The 6,254-nt window shown below is 69.8% G+C and carries 6 protein-coding genes; 3 read left to right on the top strand and 3 right to left on the bottom strand.

The annotated features are described in order from the left end of the window. Positions 1-91: 91 nt before the first annotated feature. Positions 92-595 carry a GNAT family N-acetyltransferase gene (locus tag ABZV40_RS46215; protein WP_355456488.1) on the bottom strand — a complete coding sequence of 168 codons (504 nt, stop codon included), beginning with the start codon at positions 593-595 and terminating at the stop codon, positions 92-94. Between the two features lie 110 nt (positions 596-705). Between ABZV40_RS46215 and ABZV40_RS46210 the strand changes: the two genes are divergently transcribed. Together ABZV40_RS46210 and ABZV40_RS46205 are read left to right on the top strand one after the other, a co-directional pair. Further along, positions 706-1,818 carry a TIR domain-containing protein gene (locus tag ABZV40_RS46210; RefSeq protein ID WP_355456487.1) on the top strand — a complete coding sequence of 371 codons (1,113 nt, stop codon included), beginning with the start codon at positions 706-708 and terminating at the stop codon, positions 1,816-1,818. Between the two features lie 80 nt (positions 1,819-1,898). Continuing rightward, positions 1,899-3,323 carry a 5'-methylthioadenosine/S-adenosylhomocysteine nucleosidase gene (locus ABZV40_RS46205; RefSeq protein ID WP_355456486.1) on the top strand — a complete coding sequence of 475 codons (1,425 nt, stop codon included), beginning with the start codon at positions 1,899-1,901 and terminating at the stop codon, positions 3,321-3,323. Between the two features lie 9 nt (positions 3,324-3,332). Here ABZV40_RS46205 and ABZV40_RS46200 read toward each other — a convergent pair whose 3' ends face one another. Together ABZV40_RS46200 and ABZV40_RS46195 are read right to left on the bottom strand one after the other, a co-directional pair. Continuing rightward, positions 3,333-4,376, bottom strand: coding sequence for a DUF6461 domain-containing protein (locus ABZV40_RS46200; RefSeq protein ID WP_355456485.1), 1,044 nt, complete (start codon positions 4,374-4,376; stop codon positions 3,333-3,335). Positions 4,377-4,405: 29 nt separating this feature from the next. After that, positions 4,406-4,870 carry a MarR family transcriptional regulator gene (locus ABZV40_RS46195; RefSeq protein WP_355456484.1) on the bottom strand — a complete coding sequence of 155 codons (465 nt, stop codon included), beginning with the start codon at positions 4,868-4,870 and terminating at the stop codon, positions 4,406-4,408. A 104-nt stretch (positions 4,871-4,974) separates the two neighbouring features. Between ABZV40_RS46195 and ABZV40_RS46190 the strand changes: the two genes are divergently transcribed. Continuing rightward, complete coding sequence (locus ABZV40_RS46190) at positions 4,975-6,147, top strand: FAD-dependent monooxygenase (protein ID WP_355456483.1); 1,173 nt, start codon at positions 4,975-4,977, stop codon at positions 6,145-6,147. Positions 6,148-6,254: the final 107 nt, after the last annotated feature.

Raw genomic sequence — 6,254 nt, 5'->3', positions numbered from 1 at the left:
CCCACGTCATCATCCAGGAAGCACCCGAGGCGCCTGAACGGTCCACTTACGACGCGCCCTTCATCGACGACAACGTGCGGCCGGAGGCGCATCATTGTCGTTGGTTCTCGACGCGCTCCAAAGACTTGACCAGCACCTTGCAGATCTCGGCGACCCTGTGGCCGTTGCCGTCACTCGGCGCGAAGCACTCCACCAGCGAATGCGGCCACTCCCGGAAGCCGAGCCGGGCGTAGAGATCCGCGGCATCGGTGTTGCCGACCTCGACCGCCAGCGCCACCTCGTCGTATCCCCGGTGGGCCAGCAATTCCTCCGCGGCGCGAATGAGCCTGGTACCGGCTCCCCTGCGCCGGTAATCGGGGTGGATCTCCAGATGGGTGACCAGCGGGGTGTCCGGGAGGTGCGTGCGGATCTCCGGTTCCTCCGCGGGCTCCAGCCACAGGTAGACGACGCCGACCACCACGCCGGCCCGCCACGCGGTGAGCAGGACGCCGTGGCCGGCGTCCTGCCGCTCGAGGCGGTCGGCGAAGTAGCCCTCCTGCCCCAGCCGCCCCACCAGGGACGGCAGGTCATCGGGTTGCGCCGGTCTGATCCTCAAGCCACACATGTCACCCCTGCACCACAGTACCGAACCGAGTCAGCTCCTCCAGCACGCCGACTTCCATCCATAGTGGACAGTCAGGCGCGCGATCACCGTACGCTGACCGTGTGGCCGCTGTCTTCGTCAACTACCGAGTCCAGGACCAGCCCGGTTACGCGACGCTGGTCCACCAGGCGCTGGCCCAGGAGTTCGGCTCCGACCAGGTCTTCCTCGCCTCCCGCTCGATCAGGCTCGGTGACGACTTCGTCGACCAGGTCTTCGACACCGTCCGCCGGTGCCAGGTGCTGATCGCCGTCATCGGGCCGGAGTGGCCGGGCCTGCTCGGCGACGCGCGGCAGGACTGGGTCCAGCGGGAGATCGCCGAGGCCTTCTCCCGCGGCATACGGGTGATTCCGGTGCTCATCGAGAACGCGGAGATTCCAGCCGAGGCGGATCTTCCCGACGGCATCGCCGCGCTGGCGCGCTGCCAGCACCTCAGGCTGAGGCACTACACCATCGAGAACGACCTGGCTCATCTCGTACGGGAGCTGCGCGGTCTCCTGCCACATCTGGCAGATGAGACACGGGCGTCGGGTGCGACGTCCTCCTTCCGGCCGGCCCGGGACTCTCGGTGCGAGCTCGTGATCGTGCCCGGCGACATCCTCCGGTGCACGACCGCGGACGTCTGGGTCAACAGCGAGAACACCGAAATGCGCATGGCCCGGCCGACGGACTTCAGCGTGTCGGGCGTCGTCCGGTTCTGGGGATCCCGCCGCGACGAGGCAGGAAGGCCGGTCGACGACCCGATCTCCGCAGAGCTCGACGCGAAGGTGGGGCAACGGCCCGTCGCCCCCGGCACGGTGATCACCACCGGGGCGGGCGAACTGGCGCGCACGCACAACGTTCAGCACGTGATCCACGTTGCCGCGGTCCACGGTGAACCCGCCGCCGGCTACCGCCAGGTGGCCGATGTGGGCGGCTGCGTGCGCAACGTCCTCGCGGTGGCCGAAGGGCTGGAGCCCCTGCCGCTGCGCAGCGTCCTGTTCCCCTTGCTGGGCACAGGTGCGGCACGCGCCGACATCGCCCCCACCGCCGAGTCGATGGTCACCGCCGCGATGGACCACCTCGTCGACCATCCGGACACCCGGCTGCGGCGCATCCAGTTCCTCGGTTACACACGCCGTGAGCACGAAGCGCTCGTGAAGACTTTCCAGCAGCTCCCCCTGATCCGACTTCAATGACAAAAACCTGACAGGCCAAGGAAAGGCGGAGCCGAGCGGGTAGGTTCCCGGCAGAACCGAGCTGTCAAGGCGGGATCAGGGTGACGACCGAACCCACGGACACCGTTGTGGTGCTGACGGCCTTGGAAACCGAGTACACCGCTGTGCGGGACCTGATCGAATTTCCGGAGGTGCACCGCCACCCCGCCGGCACCCACTTCGCGGTGGGCCCGATCCAGGCAGGTGCGGGACGTGTCGCCCTGGCGCTCGTCGGTGCGGGCAACCAGTCCGCCGCGGCGTTGACCGAACGCGCGATCGCCGAGTTCCGTCCACGTGCGGTGTTCTTCGCCGGAATCGCCGGCGCGCTCCACTCGGACCTCGCTCTCGGCACGGTCGTCGTCGGCACCAAGGTGTACGCCTATCACGGCGGTTTCGACGACGACGAGGGCTTCGGTGCGCGGCCCCAGGCCTGGGACGCCGACCACGAGCTCGAACAGATCGCCCACGTCGTCAGTCGCGGTGACTCCTGGCACCGCGGCCTGCCGGACGTCCCCGCCGTGCGCTTCCGCCCGATCGCGGCCGGCGAAGTCGTGCTCAATTCCCGCGAGACACCGCTGGCCCGGCAACTTCGCCGGAACTACGCGGATGCCGCCGCGATCGAACTGGAAAGCGCCGGCACCGCGAAAGCCGCACATCTGAACCGCGTCCCCTTCCTGACCGTCCGCGGCATCAGCGACAAGGCGGACGGCCGCAAGCACGAAACCGACGACGCGGGTTGGCAGTCCGTCGCCGCCAGAAACGCCGCGGCGTTCACCATCGCGGTTGCGGCGGAACTGCTGGCGCACCCGCTGAACGGACGGAAATCCTTCTCCTCCAAGGCCGTCACGTGGACCCGGTTGAGCAGACCGGTGGACGTCAGCTGGCGCACGGATCTGACCGGCACCAGATCGGCGCTCGAACGCTGCGCCGTGGAACTCCACATCGTGCCGGTGGACCAGTACGGCCGCTTGGAACCACACGGGCTGGAGCACCTCCGCGAGACCCTGCCCGCTCACGGCAGGGCGCATCGGCTCTTCAAGGACACCGAGCAGCTGTCCACCACGGTCACGAGCCAGGTCGCCTGGGTGCGTTCGGCGCCCAGCCCGTACGGCCACAGCGGGCTGGCCGTGCACCGGACCGGCCAACGCACGACGTGGTCGCCTCTGCCCAACGACCACCTCGGCTCCGTGCTCGACCGCGACGACCTGGCAGAGCGCGTCGAACGATCACTGCGGCTGCTGGCGGAGATCCGCGATCTCCCGGCACCTGCCTCGGTCGCCCTGGCTGCCGGACTGGAGCCGGTGGCAGGGCTCACCGAGGACAGCGCCCGCACGCCCAGGCGGCAGGCGAGTGGTTCGCGCGTCGCGCCACACGTCAGAGTCTCCCCAGCGGACGAACTGCCGTTCACCGCTCTGCTGGCTCACCTGGCCGAGGCGGCCGACGAGATCTCGGCCCGCCTGCACCTGGCCTTCCAGCAGGCCCGTTGACAACACAGGTCAGCGTGCCCCGGCCAGACGTGTCGCGGCTTGCCGCCGCAGGTCCGCCCAGTGGGCGCGATCGGCCTGGCAGGCGTTGATCAGCGCCTGCGCGGCGGCCGTGATCGCGTCCTCGGCCAGACAGGCCCGGACCGCCGCCAGCGCGTGCGCACGGGCGACCAGCACGCGTTCCGCCGTGGTGTCCGCGTACCGGCGGGCGTGGTCGGCCTGCAACCGGGTCACGGGGTCCGCGCACGGGTCGGTCGGCGTGCACCGGTCCCAACGCAGGTCCAGCGCCTCGAAGTGCGTCTCGCGGAGGCGAGCGGTGAGCTGGTCGCGGCTCTGCGACAGGCCGTCCTCGACTCCGTTGGCGGCGCAGGCTCGGCGGGCCGCCGTCGTGGCGATCTCGCGCAGCACCGGCGTACCGGCCTCGGGGAGCAGATCGAAGATCTCCGGGGCGTTCACCGCGAGCCAGCTCGCCGGGTCGAAGCTTTCGAACCGCCACGACGGCGTGATCGTGGCGGTCCGGTGCGGCTCGGCGAACCAGTCGGCGCCGAGCCGGACTCCGGTCACCCGCTCGACGAACGCCAGCGCCGAGGCGCACATGAGCTCGGGGTCCTCGAAGTCCAGGCCGTCGAGGTGGACTGTCAGCTCCGCGGTCGGTTCGTGGTCCAGGACGAAGTCCATCGCGTCGAGGATCCGGCCGTCGCGGGCAAGGGTGATCGTGTTGTCGACGTCGACGTTCCAGAAGGCGGTCACGGCCGTGGTGCCGGCGGACAAAGCCGCCAGGACCTCGGGCAGTGAGCCGTGGAAACCGCCGTGCTCGGCCAGGAACACCCAGCCGTCGAGCTCGTCGGCGACGACGAGCGGGAGTTCGTCGGGATACGCGCTGATCGAGGCCTGGCCGGCTTCAGTGAACGTCGTCGCGCGCGTGCGGGGTGCGGCGTCGAAGCGGGCCAGAGCCTCGTCGACGGACAGGCCGCGGACCGCGGTGAGGCACAGCGCGTCCGACGGCAACGTCCTGTTGGCCAGCATCGCGGCGTAGTGCGAGACGGCATCGGGCACGTCTGAATCCTGCCACGGCACCGCGATGATCAGTCGAGGTCGGCGACCTTCGCCTGGAGGTCCTCCACGAACCGCATGAGCAGGCGGCCGAACGTGCGCCGGTCCTCTTCGGACCAGTCGGCCACCGCGCCGGTGAACCAGCCGAGGATCGCCTCCAGGTAGCGCCCGGCCGCCGCCGAGCCCTTGCCCGTCAGCTCGATCAGGCGTGCGCGCTGGTCGTTCGGGTCGACCACGCGCTGGACGAGGCCACCGCGCTCCAGTTCGTGCAGCAGTCGCGTCACGTGCGGGCCGACGACCTGCATCCGTGCGGCGATCTCCCCCACCCTCAGCGGCTGACGGGCCAGGTGCAGGGTGATGAGCACCGTCATGCCGGGGCGGTCCAGCGGGAGGCCGGCGTGCTCCATCGCCCGCTCGACCAGCTGGCTGCGGTTGAGCACGGTGCTCAGCTGCATCAGGTGCGGCAGCACCGCCTCGGGGTTCAGGGCCTCACTCATTGTCACTTACCTAACTTAGGTATATGGTTGTCTCATCGCCCCGTACTCGCGGCGATCATCTTGCGGTCGAGAAGGATACCTAAGTTAGCTAGTGGAGGCATCACATGAGCAGCGTCCTGATCTCCGGCGCCAGCATCGCCGGTCCCGCACTCGCGTTCTGGCTGCGGCGACACGGCTTCGACGTCACCGTCGTCGAGAGGTCGCACACCCTGCGCGGCGGGGGCTACCCCATCGACATCCGCGGCACCGCGCTCGGCGTGGTCGAACGGATGGGCCTGCTCCCCCGGTTGCGCGAGGTCCACGTCGACACCCGCCGGCTCACGTTCCTCGACGCCGGCGGCGACGCCATCACGTCGATGCGCCCGGAGTCCCTCACCCGCAGCGGCAACCGCGACCTGGAGGTCCGGCGCGGCGACCTCGCCGAGATCCTCTACGGCACCGTGCGCGACGACGTCGAGTTCCTCTTCGACAACAGCATCGTCGCGATGGCCGACCACAACGGCGGCGTGGACGTGACGTTCCGCAGCGGCCTCCAACGCACCTACGACCACGTGATCGGCGCGGATGGGCTGCACTCGGCGGTGCGCGCGCTGACGTTAGGCCCGGAAGAGCAGTTCCACCGCTACCTCGGCTACTGCTTCGCCGGTTTCACCATGCCCAACCACCTCGGGCTGCGACAGGAAGGCCTGATGTGGAACGAACCCGGCCGTGCCGCCGTGCTGTACGCGGTCGGTTCGGGCGAGAGCGTGCACGGCTTCCTGTGCTTCACCCGCGCCACGGCCCCGTTCCACGCGTTCCGCGATCCGCAGGCCCAGCGCGAGCTGGTGGCGTCGGTGTTCGCCGAGGACGGCTGGGAGGTGCCGAAGCTGGTCGAGGCGATGCGCGCGGCCGACGACCTCTTCTTCGACACGGTCAGCCAGATCCGCCTGCCGCGCTGGTCGTCCGGCCGCGTCGCCCTGGTCGGTGACGCCGCCTACGCGCCGTCGTTCCTCACCGGGCAGGGATCGAGCCTCGCGCTCGTCGGCGCCTACGTGCTGGCGGGTCACCTGGCCACGGCGCCGGACCACATGGCGGCGTTCGAGTCGTACGAACGCCAGACCCGCCCGTTCGCCGAGGCGAACCAGGACCTCGTCGAGGAAGGCCGCGCGGAGATGTTCCCCGGCACCGCCGAGGCACTCGCCGCGCGCAACGCCGCCCTGCGCGAGCTCACGACCATGCCCGCCGCGCAGGGACGGCCCGAGCACTCCGCGATGACGCTTCCCGAGTTCGGCGGCTAACCGTCCTTTATGGAGCCAAGCGTCCCCGTACCTGTCCGTTCCGGCCTCCCCCGTGGTGGATGAAGGGCGCCTTCATCCACCTCAGGTGGAAGAAGGCGCCCATCATA

It is taken from the genome of Lentzea sp. NPDC004782 (assembly GCF_040609115.1).
GTDB lineage: Bacteria > Actinomycetota > Actinomycetes > Mycobacteriales > Pseudonocardiaceae > Lentzea.
The sequence above is the reverse complement of the archived record's forward strand: the minus strand, read 5'-3'. Positions and strand labels throughout refer to the sequence as shown.

Bases quoted from the DNA above. Each gene is read 5' to 3' on its own strand.
- ABZV40_RS46195 (WP_355456484.1), bottom strand. From the start codon at position 4,870: ATGAGTGAGGCCCTGAACCCCGAGGCGGTGCTGCCGCACCTGATGCAG.
- ABZV40_RS46190 (WP_355456483.1), top strand. From the start codon at position 4,975: ATGAGCAGCGTCCTGATCTCCGGCGCCAGCATCGCCGGTCCCGCACTC.